Source organism: Microcoleus sp. CAWBG640 (genome assembly GCF_020883015.1).
Classification (GTDB): domain Bacteria; phylum Cyanobacteriota; class Cyanobacteriia; order Cyanobacteriales; family Microcoleaceae; genus Microcoleus; species Microcoleus anatoxicus.
The window spans coordinates 1-26,393 of the sequence record NZ_JAHRFC010000066.1; the positions used below are offsets into that span (position 1 = coordinate 1).

Sequence of the window (26,393 nt, forward strand, 5' to 3'; positions counted from 1 at the left end):
CATACAAAAAGACAAAACCAGCAAAATAGGAAAAATTAAATTATCTCATCTCCCCCTCTGCGCCCTCTGCGCCCTCTGCGGTAAAAAAATCCCAAAAAACAGTAACCCATACAAAAAGACAAAACCCACAAAATAGGAAAAATTAAATTATCTCATCTCCCCCTCTGCGCCCTCTGCGCCCTCTGCGGTAAAAAAATCCCAAAAAACCGTAACCCATACAAAAAGACAAAACCAGCAAAATTCGCTCCCTCACACCAATTATGCCGATCGCTCATATCATTGGACTAGGAAAATCAGGAATAGCAGCCACCAGACTGCTAAAACGGGAAGGATGGGAAGTAACATTGAGCGATCGCTCATCTTCCCCAAACTTACTCACACAGCAACAAGAACTCGCTACCGAAGGCATTAAAGTAGAGTTAGGTAAATCCTTTCAACCCGACGAATCTATACAACTAATAGTAGTAAGTCCCGGAGTTCCCTGGGACATTCCAGCATTAATCCAAGCCCGAAAATTAGGGATTGAAACCATCGGAGAAATGGAACTAGCGTGGCGCTATCTCAAATCACCGTGGGTAGGAATTACCGGCACTAACGGGAAAACTACAACTACAGCTTTAATCGCAGCAATTTTTGCCGAAGCTGGACTCTATGCACCCGCTTGTGGCAACATAGGGTATGCCGCCTGCGAATTAGCCTTAGCCGAAAAACAGCCGGATTGGGTCATCGCTGAAATCAGCAGCTATCAAATAGAATCTTCCTCATCTCTAGCGCCGCGAATTGGCATTTGGACGACTTTCACACCGGATCATCTCAGCCGCCACAAAACTTTAGAAAATTACTACAACATTAAAGCCAAATTGCTGAAAAAATCCCAATTCCAAGTGTTGAACGGGGACGATCCGTATTTGCGGCAACAAGGACTTGACAACTGGCCCGATGCGTGTTGGACAAGCGTCAAAGGTGAAACACAACTGTTAGGAAATAAAGATTTTGGGGCTTACATTAAAGACGGTTGGGTAATCGCTCAAAACCAGCAAATTCTGCCTGCTGATACTTTGAAAATGGTGGGAGAACACAATTTGCAAAACTTGTTGATGGCGGTAGCAGCGGCTAATTTAGCGGGAATCGATAAAAGTGCGATCGCCCAAGCCATTGCTAAATTCCCAGGAGTACCCCACCGTCTCGAACATATCTGCACCTGGCAAGGCATAGATTTCATCAACGACAGCAAAGCCACCAATTATGACGCCGCCCAAGTGGGATTAGCCTCAGTAAGCGCCCCAGCAATTTTAATTGCCGGTGGCGACCCAAAAGAAGGCGAAGATAGCGCCTGGATTGATACAATCAAAGCAAAAGCTGTTGGGGTGTTGTTAATTGGAGATGCTGCGGGTATTTTTAGCGATCGGCTCGAACAAGCAAATTACAACGCTTGGGAAATCGTAGAAACAATGGAAAGAGCAATTAAGAGAGCAGCAGAATTAGGCAAACAAAATAATGTAAAAGTAGTGCTGCTTTCCCCAGCTTGCGCTAGCTTCGATCAATACCAAAACTTTGAGGAACGGGGAGACCATTTCCGGCAATTATGCCTCGATACCCTAGCTTAGATTGGCTTCGCAGTCAGGACTTTCGTCCTGATTATATAGCAACTGCAAAGGCTGTTAAGGTATTGTGGTTATTGCTCCCTGCGACTCCGCTCAGGTAGCAATAACCAAAGCGCCTTTGCGACTGCTATATACAGCACTTCCCGCTGTTATGCGGTACACCTAATCGATCGCCAACCTTTAAAAAATTGGGAAATTTAATTGCTGCTACTGTACCTCGAAAGAGCGGGAACCGCTGTATGTTATATCGTTTCCGGCTGCATCGGAATGATTTAACCGCAGAGAACACAGAGGACACAGAGGGAGAGAATAGAGATCTGAATCATTCAGATGCTACCGGATTTGATATTAACCCACACCCAGCCAAATAGCTTTAATCCTATGCTGCTGTTCCCATTCTAGTGCATGAAAAACTACCATCATTTCCTCATGAGTGAAATCAATAATGATAGCGGCCAATTCAGCAGCAGTTGCCGCTTCCAACATGGCTTGTTTCAACTTGGTCATTACTTGTCGATCCATTAACACTAAATCTTGAATAGTTGCCTCCCATTCATTTTAATAGTACCTGCAAAGAGTGCATCTGTGTTTTGCAAATATATTCCTAGGGACGAAGCATGACCGCTGTAAATATCTGGCGCGAGCTAATAAATTGTCTACGGTTATGCTTCGCCTATGCAAAATCGGAATGCTCCCCCTGCAAACATCTTTTACGTTTGTATTGAGACTAGGAATCGGTGCGGCACTTATTTATTGTGTCAAAATTGCGCGATGATATTTGAAACTCTGGGTTACAACTCTCAGAGCGCTTTTTTTTCTCAATCTCCAAAATTTTCACCTCCGAATTTAAACCCTGCTTCGATAAAACTTTAATTTCCTGTTCGAGTTGACGATTTCCCCGGATAAAAAAATCTTGAGAATTAGAACGAAACAAACCGCTATTGATTTGCTGAAGTTGGCTGGGTGTCAACACTTGGGCTGACACAGCAACCGGAAATCCAAAAGATGCCACCAGCCACAAGCTAGGAATTATCTGTTTGAGAATGTTCTTCATGACTTTCCCTCGGATGTTTCACCTCAGTGGATTTTTCTGCTTCTAAGTTCAGGGCTAATTCATCTTCTTCGGCAATTTTTTCTTGCCATTCAACAAGTTGTTGAAAAAGTTGGGGGCTAATTTGAAATACAGGCTTATTGGTTTCTGACATATTTACTCCAAAAATTTAGGCGCTTGGGTAACAGGAAAATTCCAGGCTGAGCTAGGGAACGAGTAGAAACGAGATTAAGCTATGGTTAAAGCTTCAGGATCGACATGATGATGCCAGTGAAGGAACCGCCAAGTAAAGCTACAGTAGCTAAGGTACTAATTCCAAAACCCACGGCTCTTTTTTCGGCAGCTTGATAGTAACCCCAAGCAAATAAAATGCGTCCAATTATCCAAACTGCACCGATAGCAGCGGCAAAAATGGGGCTGATAAATTGCGCGCAGAGCCACAGGGATGGCAAAAATAATATCATTTGCTCTAAGGTGTTTTGCTGAACTCGCAATACTCTCTCAAAGTCTGGATTTCCTGTCACTTGGGGAGGAGAAACTTTGTATTTGAATCTAGCTCTACCGACGTTAATCGTGACAATAAAATAGAGTAATAGTGCTGAGGCGGTAACTAGGCTTGGCCAAAGTATGGCGTTTGTTTCTGCGATCATGATTCAGGTATGATTTGAGTAGATATCTTAATTATAAGGCAAACAGCAGAAGCCACCCCCCCCCTGCCCCCCCCCAAGGGGGGAAAGAGGAAAGGGAAAGGGGAAGGGGGAACAGGGAACAGGGAACAGGGAACAGGGAATCCCCATGCCCCATCAATGCAATAACTCCTCTAATTGTTGCTGGTTCCACAAATATTGATATAGCCCTTGCTGCCCTACTAATTCTTTGTGAGTTCCTACTTGGACAATTTCTCCTTTTTCCATGACAAAAATGCGATCGGCACTAGCAGCCGCTGACATTTGATGGGAGATAAAGATGACTGTTTTGCGATCGGTTCCCGTTGCCAAATTCTTCAAAATGTCGGTAGCAGTCTGATTGTCAACGCTGGAGAGAGCGTCATCTAAAATAAGTACGGGAGCGTCAACTAATAGGGCGCGAGCTAGGGCTGTGCGTTGTCTTTGTCCGCCGGATAATGTAATGCCGCGCTCGCCGACAATTGTTTTGTACTGCTGGGGAAAGTTGAGGATTTCTGGGTGAATTTGTGCTTGTTGGGCTGCGTGTTCAATTTCTGGCTGTTCTGCTAAGGGATTGCCGTAGCGGATGTTATTCTTGATGGTAGTACCGAAGAGAAAGCTTTCTTGGGGTACGTAGGCGATCGCCCCGCGCAATTCGGTTAATTTTACCTGAGTAATATCTAATCCGTCTACAAATAATTCACCTGGAGCAATATCTAGCAGTCTGGGGAGTGCATTAGCCAAAGTCGATTTCCCAGAGCCGATCGCCCCAACAATAGCTACAGTTTCTCCCGGTTGAATGGTAAAGTTAAGGTTTTTCAGGGCGGGGATATTAGCACCTGGGTATTGATAATTTAGGTGGCGGGCTACTATCTCGCCTTTAACTGGAGTTGGCAGTTCAATTACATCAGTCCGATCGTAAATTTTTGGTTCTACGGTAAGGATTGATTCGATGCGATCGACACTCACTTCTCCCCGCTGATAAGCAGTAATGGTGAAGCCCAAAAGTGCTGTCGGAAACACCAAACGCTCGACATAAATCAGTAAAGCGACAAAATCTCCCACGCTAATTTCACCCTTAGCAATGGAACCTCCACCCGCAGCGAGCAAAACTAACAAACTCACACTTGCCAAGCCGCCTAGTAAGGGGAAAATAAAATTGCGGGTTTTTGCTAATTCTAAATTTGCTGAGAGCAATTTTTCATTACAATCACCAAAAGCGCGGCGTTCGTTCTCTTCTTGAGCGTAGATTTTAATTACGGAAATTCCGCTCATATCTTCTTGAATCAAATCGCTCATCGCCGACAGTTCTTCCTGGACAGCTAGTTGCTGGATGCGCAGTTTGTCGCTAAATAATTGTACCAAAACTAGCATTAAAGGATAAACTGCGATCGCCAACAGAGTCAGCCGCACGTTAATTCCCAGCATCACGGGCAAAGTTAAAGCGTAAGCAAAGGCTGTATTCGCCAAACTCAGCACCGCAAACCCCACCAAGCGGCGAATATTATCCAAATCGGAAGTAGCGCGGTTAATTAAATCTCCGACTGTATTGGCCGCAAAATAAGATGGTTCTAAAGTTAATAAATGATTAAATATTTGCTGTTTGAGGTCAAATTCGACTTGACGCCCCACGCCAAACAGAAAAATCCGCGATGCCATCCGAATCACCCACATGATTGAGGCGAGTACCAGAATCAGCAACACGTAGTTTAAAACTTGGTCAAATTCGATCGCAACTTGCAGAGTGTCAACTGCATTCCGAATCAGCAGGGGAATGTAAACGCCCACAGCATTGACAATTAGCAGGGAAAAAACGCCCCAAAATGTCGCTTTCCAGTGGGGGCGCATATAAGCACCCAGTTTTTGCAGTCGAGAATAACGGGCCATAGGAAGAAGTTCGGCAACGGATTTTGTAACGGATGTAACGGATGAAAGTCTGATGAATAAATGTCACAAACCACATTATATCTGTGGATACACGATATCTCTGAGGAGACGGCACTGCCCATAGGTGTCAACTTAAGGTTGAAAGCCTTGATAAATCTCGTTTTTACCTGAGTCTAGATCCCCCTAAATCCCCCTTAAGAAGGGGGACTTTGAGAAGATTCCTGTCCCCCCCTTCTTAAGGGGGGCTAGGGGGGATCTAAGTCTAATAGTCAAACAGAATTCTCTGACTGGGTTTAACGTTAAGTTGACACCTATGGGCTCTTGGAGTGTCCTTAGCTACTGGCAACGATCGCCCAAATTCCCAATCCGCCCCATCCACCCCCCGCACCCTTGGGGCCCAACCCAAATCTAAAATCGATCGATTTAGCACTCAGCCTCAGAGAGTGCTAAATTTGCTATGTAAGCAAATGGAGACAAAACATGACCAAAATAGTTGCATTTAGCGACAAATCTCGGCGGGCACTAGAACGCGGTGTCAATCAACTGGCTGATGCTGTCCGCATTACCTTGGGGCCCAAAGGTCGGAACGTCTTATTGGAAAAGAAGTTCGGAGCTCCCCAAATCGTTAACGATGGTATCACGGTTGCTAGAGATATCGAACTGGAAGACCCCTTGGAAAATGCTGGCGCTCGCTTAATTCAAGAAGTAGCTTCCAAAACTAAAGATATCGCAGGCGATGGCACCACAACGGCAACCGTTCTGGCTCAATCCCTGATTCGTGAAGGCTTGAAGAATGTCGCCGCGGGCGCAAATCCAGTCGCCCTGCGCCGGGGAATTGAAAAAACGATCGCCCACTTGGTACTAGAAATCGCCAAATTGGCTAAACCTGTCGAAGGTGATGCCATTGCTCAGGTTGCTACTGTCTCCGCCGGTAATGACGAAGAAGTTGGCAAAATGATTTTCCAAGCCATGGAAAAAGTCACCAAGGATGGCGTAATTACTGTTGAAGAGTCGAAATCTCTGTTGACAGAATTAGAAGTTGTCGAAGGGATGCAGTACGATCGCGGTTATCTGTCTCCCTATTTTGTCACCAACACCGATCGCATGGAAGTTGAGTACGAAAACGCTCGCATCCTAATCGCCGACAAAAAAATTAGTTCGATTCAAGAACTTGTCCCCATTCTCGAAAAAATCGCTCGCGCTGGTCAACCGCTGGTAATTATCGCCGAAGATATTGAAGGCGAAGCTTTGGCAACTCTGGTAGTCAACAAAGCCCGTGGCGTATTGAATATCGCAGCTACCAAATCTCCCGGATTTGGCGAACGTCGCAAGGCGATGCTTCAAGATATCGCCGTTCTCACCGGTGGCCAACTGATTTCCGAAGAAGTCGGACTCAGCATTGATACCGCCACTTTGGAAATGCTCGGTACCGCCCGCAAAATTACGATCGACAAAGAAAACACAATTATCGTGGCGGGCGATGAACATAAAGCTGATGTCCAAAAACGGATTGTACAAATCCGCCAACAGCTAGAAGCGACAGATTCCGACTACGACACGGAAAAACTAACCGAACGCATCGCCAAACTCGCAGGCGGTATCGCTGTGATTAAAGTCGGTGCAGCCACCGAAACCGAGCTCAAAGATCGTAAACTGCGGATTGATGACGCTCTGAACGCCACTAAAGCTGCTGTGGCAGAAGGTATCGTTGCCGGAGGTGGCACGACTCTAATTCACTTGATCACCAAGATAGACGCGATCAGAAATACTTTAGATGCCGAAGAACAGCTTGGCGCTGACTTGGTTGCGAAGGCTTTGGAAGCACCTTTGCGTCAAATCGCGGATAATGCAGGCGTTGAAGGTTCGATCGTGATCGAGCGTGTGCGCGTTAGCGAGTTTAACGTTGGCTACAATGCTCTCACTGATGTCTACGAAGATATGATTGCGGCCGGGATTATTGATCCTGCTAAGGTAGTGCGATCGGCTCTACAGAATGCTGGTTCCATTGCTGGTATGGTGTTAACCACTGAAGCCGTGATTGTCGAAAAACCAGAGAAGAAAAAAGCTGGTGGTGACATGGGCGACATGGGCGGCATGGGCGGCATGGGCGGCATGGGCGGCATGGGCGGCATGGGTGGCATGGGCGGCATGGGTGGCATGGGCGGCATGGGCATGATGTAGTTCATCACCAGGGACGCACTATCCACCTAACAAACCCGGTTTCTGGCGCGCCATCAATATCCAATCAGGATATTACCTCCAGAAACCGGGTTGTTGCGTCCACAACTGTGAAATAAGAATCTGCGATCGATACCAAGAACAGGCTTTCCGACCTCTGCCTCTCCATTTTGTATCGCATACATCTTGTGTAAAAACTTAGAATCTGCTTTAGTATTAAGTTATATTCAAATAAATAAAATGTCCTAAAATTTTTTGTATCATTGATTGTTGGGCTAAAAATAGCACCATACACCGCAGCAGTACAGTGTTCAAAAATATTTGAGTGAGTTAAACTGATTTCAGATTTCTTTGTCGGAATCCCCACAACACACTTCGGCTACGCAGTCGTTGGGCAGCACAACTAGCTGTAGTCAGGTTGGTGTAGGAGATCTGACCAAAAATATAAAGCTTAACTTGCAAGCTATCAAAAAATACCCATGCAGGAAGTTATCAACTGGTTTCAGTCTTTTTTATCTAACTCTGTTGATGCTTTCCTAGAGTGCGATGGACAGCAAAAGTACCTATCTGTTAATCCTATTGCTGCTGCTTGGATGGGATTGGAACCTGCTGAAATAGTCAACAAAACCAATCAAGATTTATTGAAATTATATCCCAATAGTGCTGCTCTGAAAAACATTATCTCCCAAATTGATTCCTGCCTCAAACAAGTATTGCTCGCAGGGGAAAAAAAGCTGGCAATTCACGAGGTAACGGAGAGAGACGGCGGGATTAAAATTTATGAGACGACTTACACGCCAGTGGTGGATGCTTCTAGCAATCAAATGCGGGTTTTCGGTGTGGGTCGAGATATCACTAGGCACTATCGCTGGCAGCAGCAGAAAAGTCAACAGTTGCGCCACTCGAATCATTTACTTTGGTTAAACGCTGCTAATAGTCCCCTGGCAATGGTAGGGTGGGATGAAAATTTTCGGATAGTTCAGTGGTCCAAACGGGCTGAAGACATCTTTGGCTGGACATCTGAGGAGATGATGGGTAGGGAATTCGGCGACTTGGCTTTGGTTTGCGAGCAAGATATCGAGGTTGTAAGTGCACTCCAACTCGAACTAGCAACCGGTAAAGCCAATACTTCAATTAACCGCAATTATACTAAAAGTGGCAAAGTTATTTGGTGTCACTGGTTCAACTCTATTATTCGTAGCGGGGATAATTTTACCGTACTTTCTTTGGTGGAAGATATCACCGAACGCAAATTATTAGAAGCCGCACAATCCCAAGCTACTAGACTGACAGCAATGGTAGCTGATGTGGGGATTGCTCTCACTAAATACCCTCAAGATATCCTGATGCCCTGCTGTGAGGCAATGGTTCAAAATTTGGATGTCGTCTCTGCTGAAATTTGGACTTTCAACTCTCAAGAAAATGTCCTGGAAATGCAGGCATCAGCCGGAATTTCTAGCGACCAAGACAATATGGCACGCTTTGTTGAAGGTAAAATCAATCTGATTGCCCACAGCCAAAAACCTCAAATTGACTGCCAATTTGAGCCGAATAATTTTAAGATTAATCCCCAACAATTAGGGGAAGTAATAATTGGAGAGGGTGCGGAATTAGCTACTGTTAATAATTCACAAGTGCGACTTAATTACAGTTCCCAAAAATCTATTATATCTTTTTCTGGCTATCCATTGATTGTCGAAGAACGCTTAGTGGGAGTCATGGGAATTGTGAGCGCTCAACCAATGACAGAAGCTTTTCTGGAAACTATAGCATCGGTGGCTGATGTCATTGCTTTAGGCATCGAGCGCAAGCGTGCAGAAGCTGAATTAAAATCTGCTAGAACATTCCTCACTTCAGTGGTAGAAAATCTGCCAGTGGGCGTGTTTGCTAAAGATGCTTCCTCCCTGAGATTTGTGCTGTGGAATAAAGCGGGAGAGACGATCGCAGGTGTTACTTCCGCCGAGGCGATCGGCAAAAATGACTATGATATTTATCCGAAAGAACAAGCTGATGTTTCCACAGCTCAAGATCGGGAAATTTTGACTAGCTATCACAACCACTCCCGCGTCACCGAAATAGTCGAAGAACCCTTTCAAACTCGCCACAAAGGTATGAGAATACTGCACACTAGGAAAGTGCCCATTCTTGACTCGAAAGGCAATCCTCAATACGTTTTGGGCATTACTGAAGATATTACGGAACGCCGACAGGTAGATGAAAGTGTTCGTCTTTATGACCAAATTGTTGAAAATATGCAAATAGGTTTGTACGTCTACCATCTAGAAAATATTGATGATGACAGCACCTTAAGGGCGATCGCCTCCAATCCCGCTGCTACCAAGTTTACAGGATTAGAAATGGCAGATGTTCTGGGAATGACAATCGACGAGATTTTTCCCAAGTCGCGAGCGAAAAATATTCCCCAAGCATTTGCATCGGTAATTCGTAGCCAAAAAGCCTTAGAAATTGAAGATATTGAGTGCGATGAAAGCGATCGAGTAACCCGCGCTTTTTCTATAAAAGCTTTTCCCTTACCCAACAACTGCGTCGGCGTAGCCTTTGAAAACATTACCGATCGCAAAACCCTAGAATTAGAACTAAAGCTAGCCTTGGAACAAACGGAACGTTCCGAACAACTGTTGCGAACTGTCCTTGACAAAAGCAGTGATTGGATTTTTGCCAAAGATCTAAATTTTCGATGTATTTTAGCAAATAATAGCTTCGCTAAAGGTATTGGTAAAACAGTCGATGAAATTATCGGTCAATCGGATTTAGAACTGCTTATTGAAGAAGATATAATAATTGACAATGGTGGTGAAACTCTTCAAAATATACGCACAGACGACTTGGCGGTATTGGCTGGTGAAATTATTCATAATCCCTGCGAACCAGCCACATTTGCTGATGGCTCGATACATATTTTTGATACCCAAAAAGTACCTCTCCGAGACCAGGAAGGCAATATATTTGCAGTGCTTTCTTTCGCTCATGATATTACTGAACGCCATAAATCTGAAGCCGCGTTGCGTAGAAGCGAAGCCAGATTCAGGTCATTGGTAGCTAATATTCCCGGAGTAGTTTATCGGTGGTGGTGCGATTTTTCTGTCAGTTTTATTAGCGATGCAGTTTACTCGCTCACTGGTTATCCGGCTGCGGATTTTAGATTGCTTTCCGACAGAGTTTCTCGGACTTTTGCCAGCGTTATTTATTCGGAAGATTTGGAGCAAGTTGAAGCCACGATTCGGAGGGCAATAGAAAATAAACAGTCTTACAGCTTGGAATATCGCCTGCTGGCGGCAGACGGCACGATTAAATGGGTGTGGGATAAAGGTTCTCCTGTATTTGATGAAGATGGAAGCGTTTATTGTTTGGATGGGGTAATTTTTGATATTAGCGATCGCTACTATGCTCAAGAAGCCCTGCAACAAAAAACTTCTGAGTTAGAAGCTGTTTTTCGCGCTCTACCAGATTTGTACTTCCGACTCAATGCTGATGGGGTTATCTTGGATTATCTCTCAGGCAATTCATCGGATCTTTACATTCCTGTCGAAGATTTTGTGGGCAAAAAAATGTTAGATGTTTTGCCGATAAATGTAGCAACCCAATTTGAACAATCTATTATTAAAACATTAGAAAATAAGACATCTGTCACCTTAGAATATTCCTTAGATACAACGGAAGAACCACAAATTTATGAAGCAAGATTTATGCCTTTTAAGGTCAATCAACTGATTATTATTTCTCGCAACATCACCCTCCGAAAACAAGCTGAATCTAAATTGAGAGATAAAAATTACGAACTCAAGCAAGCTTTAAATCAACTAGGAAAAACTCAATCTCAACTAATTCAAGCGGAAAAAATGTCTGGCTTGGGACAGTTAGTTGCCGGAATTGCTCACGAAATTAATAACCCTGTAAGTTTTATTTACGGTAATGTCACCTACGCTCGTGAATATGCCAATAATCTGTTGAAACTCTGTTGTTTGTACCAAGAACATTACCCACAACCAGTTTCTATAATCGCTGATTTTGCGGAAGAAATAGAAGTAGAATTTATGAAAGAAGATTTTCCACATCTGCTTAATTCAATTCAAATAGGAGCCGATCGCATCGGGAAAATAGTCTTATCTTTGCGAACTTTTTCGCGTCTAGAAGAATCAGATATTAAACCTGTGGATCTTCATGAAGGCATTGATAGTGCTTTGTTAATCTTACAACATAAACTCAAAGAAAATGGTAGATCTCGCCCAATTGAAATAGTTAAAGAATATGGCGAACTGCCACTGGTACAGTGCTATGCTGGACAGCTAAATCAAGTGTTTATGAATGTTTTAAGTAATGCGATCGATGCTTTAGCAGATGTCAGACATAGGAAGTTGAAAGTGGCTAGTGGTTCCCAAACGCAAAGGCAAGATGTTCCTGGTGTACCAGTACCTATAACTTCCAACCCATCACCTTGCATTCGGATTCGCACGGAGGTTGTGGAAAGCAATCGGGTGGCGATCGCAATTTCGGATAATGGTCCAGGAATGGAAGAATCTGTTAAATCTCGGATATTCGATCCATTTTTCACTACTAAACCTGTGGGAAAAGGTACTGGTTTGGGACTTTCGATCAGTTATCAAATTGTAGTAGAAAGACACTGTGGCTCCCTGCGCTGCATTTCTGCACCGGGAGGAGGGACTGAATTGGCGATCGAAATTCCTATTCGACAAAGATAATTAGTTATTGGTTATTAGTTATTAGTTATTGGTTATTGGTTATTGGTTATTCGTTATTCGTTATTCGTTATTCGTTATATTGTTTCCGGTTACATCGGAATGATTTAACCGCAGAGAACACAGAGGACACAGAGGGAGAGAATAGAGTTCTGAATAATTCCGATGCTACCGGATTTGATATTATTGGTTATTCGTTATTGGTTATTTACGGTGCCCGCTCGCGTAGTCGAAGGGTTATTGGTTGTTGGTTGTTGGTTATTCGTTATTAGTTATTAGTTATTGGTTAGTGGTTATTAGGGCATGATATCATATCAAATAAAGATAGTAACTAAAACTCGGAAATATCAACATGGTATACAAAGGCATAAATACATCTAGTGGTGTTGGCAAACAAATTAAAGATGATGAGGATGATTCCTACGTTGATTATTTTTATGACGATCCGGGGGCTCCGCCGGGAACTCTGGACTTAGAACCGGGCGCACCACCTCCCGATATTGTATTAATTGACTATTCCGAGGCAACAGCTACTCGCTCGAAATTGGTAAATCCTCAAGAAGCTGCTGCGTATTTAGATACAGACTCTGTGTCTTGGGTTGATATGTTGGGATTGGGAAATAAAGAAACTTGGCGACAAATGGGTCAAATATTTAATTTGCATCTGATGACCCAAGAAGATGTAGTTAATGTTCCCCAGCGACCGAAGGTAGTAGACTATGAAGACCATCTTTTAATTATTGCATGGATGGTAATGATTAAGCCTAATTCATTTAATTTTCATAAAGAACAAGTGAGTTTAATTTTGGGTAAACATTACTTGCTAACTGTTCAGGAAGAACCGGACTATGATTGTTTTGACCCGGTGCGCGATCGCATCCGCAAAGGACAAGGAAGTATTCGCAAGCACGGAGCAGACTATCTGGCCTATACTCTCTTAGATTCGATTATCGATGGATTCTTCCCAGTATTAGAAGTTTATGGAGAGCTGATTGAAGAATTAGAGGACGAAGTGGTAGTCAAGCCCACCCGTAAAACCCTGGAAAAAATCTATAAAATCCGCCGAGAATTGCTGACTCTTCGTCGCGCCATTTGGCCACAGCGGGATGCAATTAATGCGCTAATTCGAGATAGTAGTGATTTGATTAGTCCAGAGGTGCGAATTTATCTGCGAGACTGTTATGACCACACAGTGCAGGTGATGGATATGGTGGAAACTTATCGAGAATTGGCTTCGGGTTTAATGGATGTTTATCTGTCCTCAGTTGGCAACAAAATGAATGAAATCATGAAACTACTGACAGTGATTTCTAGCATTTTTATTCCCCTAACCTTTGTCGTAGGAGTGTACGGCATGAATTTTAATACTGAGAAATCGCCCTTGAATATGCCAGAGCTGAACTGGTATTTTGGTTATCCCCTTTGTTGGGCGCTGATGGTGACGATCGCCTCTTCTTTAGTTTACTTTTTTTGGCGGCGCGGCTGGTTTGAAAATTTTTCCAGTATTAAAGATGATGGAAATCTAAAATCCTAAATTGATTGACGAACGATCGCGTACAATAAATTTGGGGAAAAAGTAGGCGCAGGCGGTTGCGGATTAATGAAAGTTAGTCTGAGGAAAGTCCGGGCTCCCGAAAGACCAAACTTGCTGGGTAACGCCCAGTGCGAGCGATCGTGAGGAGAGTGCCACAGAAAGATACCGCCAATTAGTGATTAGTCAGCAGTGATGGGTCGTTAGTAAGTAACTGAGGACTTGAGACTGGGAAGCAACAACTAATTTGGTAAGGGTGCAAAGGTGCGGTAAGAGCGCACCAGCAGCATCGAGAGGTGCTGGCTCGGTAAACCCCGGTTGGGAGCAAGGTCGGAGGAACTATGGTTGGTTTTTTACCAGTTCCGTTTTTGGGTACCGCTTGAGGCGTCTGGTAACAGGCGTCCCAGATAGATAACTGCCCTCGAAAATTGCTTGCAGTTGAGAGAACAGAACCCGGCTTATGTCCGACTTTTTCCCCCCCAAAATCCCCAGTAACAGGAAGTGCGGTAACGGACGTAACGGACATGAAACAACAAATAACAAATAACAAATAACAAATAACAAATAACCAATAACCAATAACCAATAACAAATAACAAATAACCAATAACCAATAACAAATTTAAGATGAATATTGTTTATCCATCTCGTCAAAAAGAACTTGAAAAATTAGTAGGAAAATTAGGGATATCCCAGAAAAATTCAATTAAATGGCATCTAGTAGATTTAGCTTTGACTCATTCGAGTGCATCAGCTAAAGCAAATTACGAACAGTTAGAATTTGTCGGTGATGCTGTGGTGCGGCTGGCGGCATCGGAATTGTTGTTCGATATTTATCCTGATTGTGCAGTCGGGGAATTTGCGGCGATTCGATCGATCCTGGTGAGCGATCGCATTTTGTCAAAAATTGCTGAAAGTTACGGATTCGATCGCTATTTGATTGTGGCCAGCAGTGCCGCCAGCGACAAAACAGGGGCGGAAAGCCGACTGGCAGATGCCCTAGAAGCCTTACTGGCTGCCCTTTATTTGAGTACCCATACCTTAGAATTAATTCGCCCTTGGTTAGACCTTCACTTTCAACGGCTAGCAACGGAAATTCGCAGCGATCCAGCCCGCCAAAACTACAAAGCTGCTCTCCAGGAATTGACTCAAGGTAAATACAAAATTTTGCCAAAATATACTGTCAAAGAAACTGGTACAGTCCAGGGTGGTGAGGATCGTTTTACGGCAGAAGTTCGACTTCAGGAAGAGTTACTAGCCGAGGGGAAAGGTCGATCGATCAAAGCGGCAGAACAAGCTGCGGCTCAGGCTGCTTTTAATAAATTAGTTAGTCAGTTGACAGTTGACAGTTGACAGTTGACGGTTGACGGTTGACGGTTGACGGTTGATTATTGGTTATTTGCTTGGGGCTACTAATCACAAATAACGATTAACTAATCACAAAATAGGGTATGATTAATCAGGAATTTGTAAAATTGTAATATAGCAATCGCCTTGGCGATTAGGATATCTTTAGCTACTGAAACTATTGCTAGTATTACATCTTCCTTCTACTTATTACATCTTCCTTCTTCCTTCTTCCACAAATGAAAATCGGAATAGCTGTATTGGGTGCCGGCCGCTGGGGAGTCAATCTAATTCGCAACTTTTTAGAACATCCAAACAGCGAAGTTTTAGCGATTGTAGACCAAAATCCAGATTCATTGGCAGCAGTCAAAAAACTGTTTAATCTTAATGAAAATGTAATTTTAGCTGGTGATTGGGCTCAAGTGCAGGAATTGCCAGGGCTAGAAGCAGTGGCGATCGCCACTCCCGCCTCTACCCACTATACCCTCACCGCAGCAGCACTCAACAGTGGCTACCACGTCTTGGTAGAAAAACCCCTCGCCCTCAATAGCGATGAAGCCCTAGAACTCTGCCAATTAGCCGAAAAACAGCAGCGCCAACTCTTCGTGGATCACACTTATCTATTTCATCCAGGAGTCGATAGAGGCCAAGCGATTATTCAACAACATCAACTGGGAAATTTGCGCTACGGTTACGCCCAGCGCACCCATCTCGAACCCGTGCGGCACGATGTTGATGCCCTTTGGGATTTAGCGGTTCATGACATTGCTATTTTCAATACCTGGCTGGCACAAACCCCAATTCAAGTAAGGGCGATGGGTAGTGTATTTCAGAAGGCAACCCCCCCCTCGCCCTCCCCAAGGGGGGAATTTAGAAGGCAAACCCCCCCTTCCCAAGGGGGGCAACTGCCCCCACCCCCCCCTGGCCACCCCGAAGAGTCAGAAGGCAACCCCCCCCTGGCCCCCCCCAAGGGGGGGAGTCAGAAGGAAATACAAAATCCAGTTTCTCCTACAATTTTCCCCCAAAATTCTTTAGAAGGACTAGCAGATTTAGTTTGGGTAACTCTCACCTACCCAGACGGATTTCAAGCATTCATTCACCTGTGCTGGCTAAATCCCGACAAACAGCGGCGCTTAACAGTTGTTGGCAGTTTAGGAACTTTGATTTTTGATGAAATGTCGCCAGAAACACCCCTAATTTTACACCGAGGCAATTCAGATGCTGGGGGTGAAGAAAATAGTTTGGGAAGGGTTCGTGCAGGGGAGCAAACTATCATTAAAAATCGGGAAATATTGACTTTAGAACCAGTGGAACCCCTGCGTCAAGTGTGCGATCGCTTCCTGCATTGCGTCCAAACAAATACTCCCTGCCCAACATCTTCTGGCTCCCAGTCCGTCCAATTAATCCGCATTCTTAGCGCTTTGAGCCAATCCTTAGAACTCGACGGACAACCATTAACTATTAGCCCCTAGTTTCGCTCATCAATCAAAGCCTTTAAACATGGCATTTTCTTTTAGCAAATCCGGGTTGTCAACAGCAGAATTTGATGGCTGAATAACAGGCAAAGAAATTACTACAGTCGCACCTTGATTGATACCCGCACTGTGGATTGTAATACTCCCTCTCATAGATTCCATGATTTTGCGAGAGATAGCCAAGCCCAAGCCGTTACCACCAAATCGGCGAGTAGTAGAGCCATCAACCATGACAAAAGGCTGAAATAATTTTTGCTGTTGTTCAGGCTCGATACCAATTCCCGTATCTTTAATAGTCACTACCACCGATTCACGATCTTCGCTCATGCTTGGGATATTTTCTCCGAGATTCCCGTTGAGTTGATCGGGAGTTTTGATTTTGTTAGATTCAAGGTTTATGGATATAGTAATGCTGCCTAATTCTGTAAATTTCACAGCATTACTCAACACATTTAAAAACACCTGCTTGAGTTTTTCCGGGTCGGCATAAACAGTAATAGGAGGGCGAGCAAGTGGCAAATGTAACTTCAAACCTTTTTCCTTAATCGGAATAGCCTGTAACTCTATAGCATCTTCGAGGACTTCATTCAGCTCGATTACTTCAAACATTAGCGAGAATGAACCGGCTTCGATTTTAGCAATATCCAAAATATCATTAATGATATTTAGTAACTGCATAGCCGAGTCGTGAGCTCGCTGCAAAAAATCCATTTCCTCCTCTCGGTCATCGCAGTAGCCGTCTCGTACAATTTGCAGAAAACCAATAATCCCATTGAGCGGGGTTCTCAATTCGTGAGAAATATTTCGCAAAAACTCATCTTTTAACTGATTGGCAACTTTTGCTTCCTTGGTGGCAACTTCCAATTCGTCGGCCCAGGATTTGAGGCGACCCACCATACTGTTGAGGGCATCTGCTAATTGATTGAATTCGCGAATTTTGAGATTTTGTGGGACTGCTTGTGGCGCTTCTGTGTCTACTTTTAGGGCGTAGTCTCTGAGTTTTTCCAAAGGACGAGCTAAGTCGCGAGACAAATATAAAGTGGCGATGATGCTAGCGCCAATTAAGCCGACAATCAGAATAAATAAAACCTGCTGAATTTCTTCCAAACCCGACAAGGCGTAATCTAAACGGGAGACAGCTAAAATAATCCATTTGCTGTTTTCTTTTTTAGTTAAAGGGCTGGGGATAGCAGCGTAGCCGGCGAGCAATTCTACGCCATTTTTTTCAAAGGAAAATAGGTGTAAAAAAGCTTGTCCTCCGGCGATCGCCCTTTTGAGGAGACTCTTGAGGCGATCGGCATCAGCTTCCTGGTCGATATTGCGTCCTACGCGGTCAATATTGGGGTGAGCCAAAATGGTTCCATCTTGGTCGATCGCCACCGTATAGCCAGCCAGAGAGCCCTTGGGAGCACTGGTTTGGACTGGCAAGGAGGACTGCAAACTCAGAGCATAACTCAATTGGCGACTATTGCCACGACGAGTGTAAACGGGGGCACTCAACACCAAACTCACCTGACTTTCCTTCCCCTCTTGGCCCTCCTTGCTGGAATCGGAAAACTTAGCTGTAGAGGAAAGGGGATTTTTGTCTTTAGTTTTCCCCTGCTGCATATCTGGCCAAGACAGAGTGATGTAGACGCTCTTGTCGTCTAGTAGAGCCTGTTGCTGCTGTTGCTGCGGCCAAAAATTAGCAGGTGGCGACTTTGACAGAATGGGAAGAGGGCCACAGGTGCTGGCGGTGACTTGATTTGTCTGCAAATTAGTCAATTGCACGCAATCTACCTGAGTGGGCAACCGTTGCCCTAGCTGCGCGATAAACTTTTGATAATCTTTGGGTTCTACAGACTGTAGTATGGAGCTTTCCGAAGCTCCGATCAGATTCGATCTGAGTGATTTGGCCCACTGTTCAATAGTTTCTGCTTTTCTGACGGCACTTTCGGTCAGATTTTGACGTGCTGTTTCCAGAAGCGTCGATCGTGCTTTGCGATAGGTAACATACTCCCCCACCAGTAGAACGGGTACGCTGAGCAACAAAATCCGCGACAGTAAAATACGGCGAAAGGAGGATTGACCTAACTTAACCATAGGACATTTCTAAATTAAGGTGCGACACCTAACAACGACCATAGTGCAACAAAGCAGACCGACTGGCGGATCTGTCAAGGGTACTTTGCTGAAGAGACAACACAGCTTCACAAGAATAGTTAAGCATAATTATAGGAGCCACGGTCATTGATTGGGTCAGGCGATCGATCTGGGAGCTCTCCTAAAGGTAGAGGCAGAGCTATTCTCACTACTTCACTCAGTCGTGGAGGCAACGGGAATCTGTAAGCTCGAATGGTAGGATGGGTCAGGTGGGTTTTTTCTTTAAAGAGCACAGGAAAGTAGAGCGCTTTAATAATTGTAACAATTACCTCAGATAAATCCCATCAATTATATCTTTTTGAGCCAATTTTTAATAGCACTTTATCCGTTAGATTGATTGGGTAAAACTCCTCTAAACATTGGCTCCCTATCGGAACTGATGGTGACTTTTTTTGATTCTCGATTCATTTTGCCAGACACCTTTAGGTCCTAGTCTGATTGCCAGTTATCGTATAATGAATCGATCGCAGAGGCTGGTGTCGGTGCGATCGCCTTCTTTTCCAAGATACAATCTCCAGGGAAACCCTTGTTCAAAAATGCCTTCCCCGATTTTGAAAATTACCAACTTCCCCATAGCCATAACCCGATCGTATTAATGTGCCCGCAGAGGGCGATCGCCCTGATTGTTTTATCTTCAGCGAGGTCAAATAATGAGATGATGGAATGGTCGATCGACTTTCACAACCCCCAGGGAATGAACATCAGCTCAAACAGCCCATACACTTGCTGAGGATTAGAGCGATCGACAATCATCTTCCTAGCTTACTTAATCGATGAAAAAAAACTCTAGTGACTATACCTATTATTATACAAATAATCGTCCCAGATATCATCACGCTTATTTGCTATCCCCCCTTTTGGAAATGCTGGTAAAACTGCAAGCTACCAGCCAGAAAAAACTCCGAGTTTTAGATCTCGGCTGCGGCAATGGTAGCTTGAGTCACGTCATCGCAGAGCAAGGCTATGAAGTTGTTGGCGTTGATAATTCTGCACCAGGCATAGCAATTGCTCGTGAAAGTTTCCCGGAGTGTCAGTTTATCCAAGCAGATATTTACGCTCTCCCCGAAGTCGATATACCGCATTCCTTTGATGTTGTCCTCGCCATTGAAGTAATCGAACATTTACTTTATCCAAAAGAACTGGCAAAAGCTGCCCGAAAATGTCTTAAACCCGGAGGTACGCTAATTATTTCCACTCCCTATCATGGTTATTTAAAAAATTTGATATTAGCAATTACTGGTAAAATGGACAATCATTTTACTGTACTTTGGGATAATGGTCATGTCAAGTTTTTTTCGGTCAAAACCCTGTCAAAGGTATTAGAGATTGAACAATACACGGATATTGAGTTTAGATTTGCTGGGAGGTTTCCCTATCTTTGGAAATCAATGTTATGCTCCAGCAAATCCACAATTAAGACGAAGTAATTCGATAGATGCTAAAACTACCACCAAATTGGAAAAAGTCAACCAATAAAATACCCGCTAAAAAATGCAAAATCAATTGGGATGTTAAAACCGTTTAAAATTCTAAACAAGCCTGGTAAAACAAACTAATAAAATCAATCATCAAAAAAAATGACAGTTGGCATCTGGATATTAGGCGATCAACTTTGGCACAATCAAGCTGCTCTCGCCAGCACACTTAATCTGAAAGAATTTCCCAAAATTATCTTAATTGAATCTTGGCAACAGGTTCTTGAACGTTCCTATCATCGACAGAAGTTAGTTTTAATTTGGTCGGCAATGCGACATTTTGCCGCAGAATTACGTAACAGTGGCTATCAAGTTGCTTATGCCAAAGCGGCGGATTTTGAAACTCCTCTGAAAGTTTGGATTGAAACTGATAATATCACTGAATTGCGGGTGATGACACCGAGCGATCGACCTTTTTTACAAAAAATCCAAAACTTGCAACTTCCCTGCCAAATTACTTTAATTGCTAACAACCAATTTTTGTGGAGTGAAGCAGAATTTAAAGATTGGGCATCCAGCCGGAAACGCCTGTTAATGGAAGATTTTTATCGAGTTAGCCGCCAGCGTTTCCAAGTTTTAATGGATGGAAATAAACCAGTAGGGGGTAAGTGGAATTTTGACAAAGAAAATCGCCAGCCACCAAAAGGTAAACTGAATACACCGCCAGCTATTTGGTTTGAGCCGGATGAAATAACTCAAGAAGCGATCGCCGATGTTAAGGCTCTATCTTTCCCAACTTACGGAGATGTGGAACCTTTTCGCTGGGGCGTGACGCGAGAGCAAGCTTTGCAAGTGTTAAATAATTTTATCACCCAAAGTCTCCCCACCTTTGGCCCTTATCAAGATGCGATGGTAACGGGGGAGGAAACCATGTGGCATTCGCTTATTTCTCCTTATTTGAATATTGGCTTACTGCATCCTTTAGAAGTTATTCAAGCGGCGGAAACAGCCTACTTAGACAATGACTTAAATTTAAACGGCGTTGAGGGTTTTATCCGCCAAATTCTGGGCTGGCGAGAATACATTCGGGGTGTTTATTTTTATGTGGATGCTGATTATTTTCAGAAGAATTGGTTCAACCACACTCAGCCGCTGCCGGAGTTTTTTTGGGATGCTAGCAAAACTGATATGAACTGTTTGCATCAAGTTTTAAGTCAAGTCGAAAGCACTGGTTACGCGCATCACATCCAGCGATTAATGATTTTGGGCAATTTTGGTCTAATTGCCGGCATCTCGCCACAGGAGCTGGAAAACTGGTTCCACAGTGCATTTATTGATGCCTACGACTGGGTAATGCAGACAAATGTGTTGGGTATGAGTTTGTTTGCGGATGGCGGTGTGTTGGCGTCTAAACCCTATGCTGCGTCTGCGAACTATATCAATAAGATGAGCGATTATTGTCGGGGTTGTAAGTACGATCGCACGGTGCGATCGGGCGAAAATGCCTGTCCCTTCAATTTTTTTTACTGGGACTTCCTGGCGCGCCACCGGGAAAAATTGCAGTCGATCGGGCGCATGAGCTTTATTTTAGCCAATCTGGACAAAATGTCCTCCGCAGAGCTGGCAACTATTACCCAAAAAGCCCATGAATGGCATTTAGTCAGTAGTCATTAGTTATTGGTTGTTGGTGTCGCCCTGCCCTTAGACATCGAATTCTGGGCGGTTGTTTACCTCTACTTTGGTTGGAGAAATCCTGTCAAAGCAAGTTGGCTCGTAGAATAAAGAATCCCCGCGCGTTTACGCCGGGGAGTGTGAACGAAATTGATATTATTTTTCCCCCATGTTCATCGCCCCCTTGCACAAATTTCTGACTGCCACAAATGATGATAAATCTCGATCGCGCACCATCTTTTGGTTAGCTTTAAGCTTGACATTTGCGGCAATCTATGGTTGGTTAGGACTAAGACAAGCCTTCGGTGGCGAGTATATCGTGCAAGACGATGCCAGACAACACGTTTTCTGGATGATGCGATTTGTCGATCGCGATTTGTTTCCCAACGACTTCATTGCTAACTACTTTCAATCCATCAGCCCCACAGGCTACAGCACACTCTACAAAATAGCAGCCACAATTAGCATCTCTCCCCTATTATTTCACAAAATATTGCCGCTTTTCCTCAGCTTAATCTCCACTTATTACTGTTTTAGCATTGCTCTAGAAATACTGCCAGTGCCCATGACTGGATTTATTGCCTCTTTGCTGCTAAACCAACATATGTGGATGACAGACGATTTGGCTTCCACAACGCCCAGAGCCTTTATCTATCCGATATTTCTCGCTTTTTTATATTATTTACTGCGACGTTCCCTGCTGCCCTGTTTAGGGGCGATCGCCTTAATCGGACTATTTTACCCTCCTTACGCATTGGTAGCTGCGGGTATCTTAGTTTTGCGGTTGCTGGATTGGGAAAAAGGTAGTTTGCGCTTGTCGCGCGATCGCACAAATTACCTATTTTGCACTACAGTTTTAGGAGTTGTGTTTTTAGTAATGCTACCCTATGCCCTAGATAAATCGGAATTTGGCCCCGCTTATACAGCAGCAGAAGCTAAAACAATGCCCGAATTTGCGCCCCAAGGCCGAAATGCTTTTTTTCGTCCAAATCCCCTAGATTATTGGCTGACTGGCCGGGGTAGTGGGATGTTTCCCAAGTCCCTGTTTACCCCCGTTACTCACTGTGCTGCATGGTTATTTCCGGTGCTATTGGTATGGCGATCGCACTTTCCTGTAGCCAAACAGATTCAAAGTAATATCTGGCTGTTGCTGCAACTATTTTTAGCATCTTTATTCATGTTTCTTGCAGCTCATGCTACCATTTTTAAATTATATCAGCCTGGACGCTATACTGCTTATAGCTTGCGATTTATTGTAGTGTTCTTAAGTGCGATCGCCCTAACTTTGCTCCTAGATGGAGTGGGAAATTGGGCTAAGACAACCGAAACCAAAATTAGCATCAAAAATCTAGTGGCAATCATAACAACAGCGATAATTGCTGTGGTAGTTGTGCTTTATCCCTGCTTAGTGGAGAAATTTCCTAGCGTTGGGTATGTAGAGGGTAAAATGCCCGAATTGTACCAGTTTTTTCAGCAGCAACCGCCAGATATTTTGATTGCTTCCCTAGCGCCAGAGGTGGACAACCTGCCAACTTTTAGTCAGCGCTCGGTTTTGGTAGGAAAAGAATATGCAGTGCCTTATCAAAAAGGCTATTATACCAGATTTAGACAGCGAGTTAACGATTTAATTCGCGCTCAATATAGTCCCGATCGCTCTGTGGTGCAAAAGTTTATTAATCAATATGGAATAGATTTCTGGATGCTCGAACGCCAGGCCTTGACTCTTGAGTATGTAAAGGATTACGGTTGGATCGAAGACTTTGATTCTACACCAAAGGCGATGCTTGCTCTCAAACAAGGGAAAATTCCTGTGTTAGCTGAAGCAATGACAAGTTGTGCTGTTTTTCAGAACGATGTTTTAGTGGTATTGGAAACATCTTGCATTGCGAAATTGGCTGGGAGTTAAGGTGAGGCAGAGCCTCTGGATATTGGTTCCCAGGCAGAGTGTGGGAACCAGAAATTGCGAAATTGGGTGGGAGTTAAGATGAGGCAGAGCCTCTGGATATTGGTTCCCAGGCAGAGCATGGGAACCAGAAATTGCGAAATTGGGTGGGAGTTAAGATGAGGCAGAGCCTCTGGATATTGGTTCCCAGGCAGAGCATGGGAACCAGAAAAGAGAAGATTCCGGTTCCCCCCTTATTAAGGGGGGTTAGGGGGGATCTAGACTGCGAAACCAACAAGAAATATTGGTTCCCAGGCAGAGCATGGGAACCAGAAAAGAGAAGATTCCGGTTCCCCCCTTATTAAGGGGGGTTAGGGGGGATCTAGACTGCGAAACCAACAAGAAAGATTATCGATTTAACCATCGACTTTTTTAATTTTAAGCACTGCATTTTGGAATCGCACCACGACCAGCGCTGACTGTTAGGGCCGATCGCACAATACGCTATAATTCCCATAAGAGATAATGGTGCGGTTCAATGACACAAGTTCTCGATCGCGAAATTCTCGATGGGCGAGTCGTGCTCAACGGCACCTGGGAACAATTCAAGTTAATCCAGAAGGGTTCGGAAGATTCCCCTGGGGTAAAGTTGTCTTTTTTTGCAGGTGCAATCGAAATTATAATGCCGGGATTCCAACACGAACATTTTTCGGAAATCATTGGTTATCTGGTAACAACTTTTCTGCTGACGCAAGGCATTAGGTTTTATCCTTCTGGTTCAATGACGCAGGAGAAAACGGGAGAAGTTTCAACCCAAGCAGACAAATCATTTTGTTTCGGGAAACCTAAGTTGATTCCCGATTTGTCGATCGAGGTGGTTTATACTAGCGGTGGACTGACAAAGTTGCCAAAATATCGGGCTTTGGGTGTGCCAGAAATCTGGTTTTGGGAGGATGGCACCTTGCGGCTATATCATCTCCGGGAAGATGGGTATGAAGAAGTCATTCAGAGTCAACTGTCAGGATTGGAAAGGCTGGATATTGACTTACTAAGGCGCTCAATTTTGATGGGCGAAACTGATTTGGCTGAAGCGGTGAAGGTTTTTGGGCAGGGAATTTCGACTGTCGGCGAATGAAATAGCTTATAGATCCGGGGTCAAGTTGGTAGAAAATGAAAATTATACAAAAGCTCGATCGCACCTTATCTCTTTAGCAAAAACATGGCAACACTATACGTCAACTCCGCCACAGGTTCCGATGCAGCCGCCGGTAGCCAATCAGCCCCATTGAAAACTATAGCCCGCGCGATCGGTATCGCCCCCTACGGAGCGATCGTTCAGCTAGCCAGCGGAACTTACAGCGCAGCCAGTGGCGAACAATTCCCCCTAGACATTCCCTCTGGAATCAAAATAATCGGTAGTGAATCCAACAAAGGTAGCAGCATTATCATCCAAGGAAGCGGCAAATTTGTCAGTCCCAGCGCCGCTGGTCAAAATGTCACTATACTCCTAGGAACCGATGCCGAATTGCGCGGAGTAACTGTCATCAATCCTGACATTCGCGGCACCGCAGTTTGGATTGAATCAACTTCTCCCACTGTGGCTAACTGCACTTTGACTAAATCCAAGCGGGAAGGAATATTTGCCACCGGCACTGCTAATCCGGCTATTCTCGATAACATCTTTTTGGAAAACTCTGCCGCTGGCGTGATTATGGCTGGTAGCGCTAAAGGTGTACTCCGGCGCAATACTTTTCAAAATACAGGTTTTGGTATTTCTCTACAAGCTCAGTCCGCTCCTTTGATTGTGGAAAACCAAATTGTACAAAATCGCTCTGGGATTGTCCTCGCAGGCGATTCACAACCAACTATACGCAAGAATCGCATTGAAAGAAATGTGGAAGACGGCTTGACAGTAGTGGGGAAAGCGATGCCTGATGTTGGTACTGCTCAAGATTTGGGTGGTAATGTGTTTGTCAATAACGGTGAATTTGACTTGCAAAACGCCACTGGGGTCAAAATTTTCGCCGTCGGAAATCAGATTAATTCTTCTCTAGTGAAAGGTTTAGTTGAATTGGGCTCGGTGACACCAACCCCAACCCCAACTCCCGCCCCAACCCCAATTCCAACCCCAACTCCAACTCCAACTCCAACTCCAACTCCAACTCCAGCCCCAACTCCAGCCCCAACTCCAACTCCAACTCCAACTCCAGCCCCAACCCCAACTCCAACCCCAACTCCAACTCCTGGCGGCATTCAGTTTAGCGACATCAGCACTCACTGGGCTAAGGATTTTATTGAACGTTTGACAAACATGAATATTATCCGTGGTTTTCCTAACGGCACTTTTAAGCCGGATCAAGGTTTGACAAGGGCTCAGTACGCTGCTTTGCTGGCGAAGGCTTTTGAACTTGCTCCTCGCCGGGATGCAACCAATTTTAAGGATGTGGCGGCGGATTTTTGGGCACAAACGGCGATCGAAAAAGCTAATCGGGCTGGCTTTTTGGCTGGATATCCTGACACTACGTTTCGCCCAAATCAGAATTTGACTAGGGCTCAGGCTGTTGTTTCTTTGGTCAATGGTTTGCAGCTTGTGGGCGGAAACCCCAATTCTTTGAGTGTTTACAGCGATCGCGCTTTGATTCCCAGTTTTGCCACCGCTCAGGTAGCAACGGCCACAGAGCGTAAAATGGTGGTGAATTATCCAGCGCGCGATCGCTTTTCCCCAGCCCGCGACATCACCCGTGGTGAAATATCCGCTCTCATCTACCAAACTCTAGTCGCCACCAATCGCGCCCAGCCTATTAATTCTCCTTACATCGTCTAGGAG

Annotated in this window: 17 protein-coding genes and 1 other RNA gene; 12 read left to right on the forward strand and 6 right to left on the reverse strand. The window is 44.4% G+C overall.

Features of this window, described 5'->3' with window-relative positions:
• The first annotated feature begins 260 nt into the window (after positions 1-260).
• Positions 261-1,607, forward strand: a complete 1,347-nt coding sequence (gene murD / locus AAFP11_RS23600) for a UDP-N-acetylmuramoyl-L-alanine--D-glutamate ligase (protein ID WP_341739219.1) — start codon at positions 261-263, stop codon at positions 1,605-1,607.
• 345 nt (positions 1,608-1,952) lie between these two features.
• On the opposite strand, the gene AAFP11_RS23605 is transcribed toward murD, so the two are convergent.
• From AAFP11_RS23605 to AAFP11_RS23625, 5 genes are all read right to left on the reverse strand, one after another.
• A complete protein-coding gene (locus AAFP11_RS23605) occupies positions 1,953-2,126 on the reverse strand; it encodes a hypothetical protein (protein WP_341739220.1) in 174 nt (57 codons plus the stop codon).
• Positions 2,127-2,331: 205 nt separating this feature from the next.
• Positions 2,332-2,658, reverse strand: a complete 327-nt coding sequence (locus AAFP11_RS23610; RefSeq protein ID WP_341739221.1) for a hypothetical protein — start codon at positions 2,656-2,658, stop codon at positions 2,332-2,334.
• Positions 2,627-2,809: a hypothetical protein gene (locus AAFP11_RS23615; protein ID WP_341739222.1), complete on the reverse strand. Its 183-nt coding sequence runs from the start codon at positions 2,807-2,809 to the stop codon at positions 2,627-2,629. The genes AAFP11_RS23610 and AAFP11_RS23615 overlap by 32 nt, the downstream gene beginning before the upstream one ends.
• Before the next feature lie 85 nt (positions 2,810-2,894).
• Positions 2,895-3,305, reverse strand: coding sequence for an MAPEG family protein (locus tag AAFP11_RS23620; RefSeq protein ID WP_341739223.1), 411 nt, complete (start codon positions 3,303-3,305; stop codon positions 2,895-2,897).
• A 153-nt stretch (positions 3,306-3,458) separates the two neighbouring features.
• The gene (locus AAFP11_RS23625) at positions 3,459-5,207 is read right to left on the reverse strand and encodes an ABC transporter ATP-binding protein (protein WP_341739224.1); all 1,749 of its coding nucleotides are present in this window, start codon (positions 5,205-5,207) and stop codon (positions 3,459-3,461) included.
• A 480-nt stretch (positions 5,208-5,687) separates the two neighbouring features.
• On the opposite strand from AAFP11_RS23625, the gene groL reads away from it, so the two are divergent.
• The 6 genes from groL (at position 5,688) to AAFP11_RS23655 (ending at position 16,453) form a co-directional block, all read left to right on the forward strand.
• Positions 5,688-7,388, forward strand: coding sequence for a chaperonin GroEL (groL, locus tag AAFP11_RS23630; RefSeq protein ID WP_341739225.1), 1,701 nt, complete (start codon positions 5,688-5,690; stop codon positions 7,386-7,388).
• Positions 7,389-7,864: 476 nt separating this feature from the next.
• Positions 7,865-12,106 (forward strand): PAS domain S-box protein, encoded by a 4,242-nt coding sequence (locus AAFP11_RS23635; RefSeq protein ID WP_341739226.1) that lies wholly within the window; start codon positions 7,865-7,867, stop codon positions 12,104-12,106.
• Between the two features lie 349 nt (positions 12,107-12,455).
• Complete coding sequence (corA, locus tag AAFP11_RS23640; RefSeq protein ID WP_341739227.1) at positions 12,456-13,637, forward strand: magnesium/cobalt transporter CorA; 1,182 nt, start codon at positions 12,456-12,458, stop codon at positions 13,635-13,637.
• 38 nt (positions 13,638-13,675) lie between these two features.
• Positions 13,676-14,111, forward strand: an RNA gene (gene rnpB, locus AAFP11_RS23645) — RNase P RNA component class A.
• 150 nt (positions 14,112-14,261) lie between these two features.
• Positions 14,262-14,987, forward strand: a complete 726-nt coding sequence (rnc, locus tag AAFP11_RS23650) for a ribonuclease III (RefSeq protein ID WP_341739228.1) — start codon at positions 14,262-14,264, stop codon at positions 14,985-14,987.
• Positions 14,988-15,220: 233 nt separating this feature from the next.
• On the forward strand, positions 15,221-16,453 hold the full coding sequence (locus AAFP11_RS23655) for a Gfo/Idh/MocA family oxidoreductase (protein WP_341739229.1): 1,233 nt from the start codon (positions 15,221-15,223) through the stop codon (positions 16,451-16,453).
• A gap of 9 nt (positions 16,454-16,462) precedes the next feature.
• Here the strand turns inward: AAFP11_RS23655 and AAFP11_RS23660 are convergent, their stop codons facing one another.
• Entirely contained in the window at positions 16,463-18,538 is a 2,076-nt protein-coding gene (locus AAFP11_RS23660) for an ATP-binding protein (RefSeq protein WP_341739230.1), read from the reverse strand.
• 833 nt (positions 18,539-19,371) lie between these two features.
• On the opposite strand from AAFP11_RS23660, the gene AAFP11_RS23665 reads away from it, so the two are divergent.
• From AAFP11_RS23665 to AAFP11_RS23685, 5 genes are all read left to right on the forward strand, one after another.
• Positions 19,372-20,025 carry a class I SAM-dependent methyltransferase gene (locus AAFP11_RS23665; protein WP_341739231.1) on the forward strand — a complete coding sequence of 218 codons (654 nt, stop codon included), beginning with the start codon at positions 19,372-19,374 and terminating at the stop codon, positions 20,023-20,025.
• Between the two features lie 150 nt (positions 20,026-20,175).
• Entirely contained in the window at positions 20,176-21,687 is a 1,512-nt protein-coding gene (locus tag AAFP11_RS23670) for a cryptochrome/photolyase family protein (RefSeq protein ID WP_341739232.1), read from the forward strand.
• Positions 21,688-21,853: 166 nt separating this feature from the next.
• Positions 21,854-23,590, forward strand: a complete 1,737-nt coding sequence (locus AAFP11_RS23675; RefSeq protein WP_341739233.1) for a hypothetical protein — start codon at positions 21,854-21,856, stop codon at positions 23,588-23,590.
• A 514-nt stretch (positions 23,591-24,104) separates the two neighbouring features.
• Positions 24,105-24,701 (forward strand): Uma2 family endonuclease, encoded by a 597-nt coding sequence (locus tag AAFP11_RS23680; RefSeq protein WP_341739234.1) that lies wholly within the window; start codon positions 24,105-24,107, stop codon positions 24,699-24,701.
• Positions 24,702-24,785: 84 nt separating this feature from the next.
• The gene (locus AAFP11_RS23685) at positions 24,786-26,390 is read left to right on the forward strand and encodes a DUF1565 domain-containing protein (protein ID WP_341739235.1); all 1,605 of its coding nucleotides are present in this window, start codon (positions 24,786-24,788) and stop codon (positions 26,388-26,390) included.
• Positions 26,391-26,393: the final 3 nt, after the last annotated feature.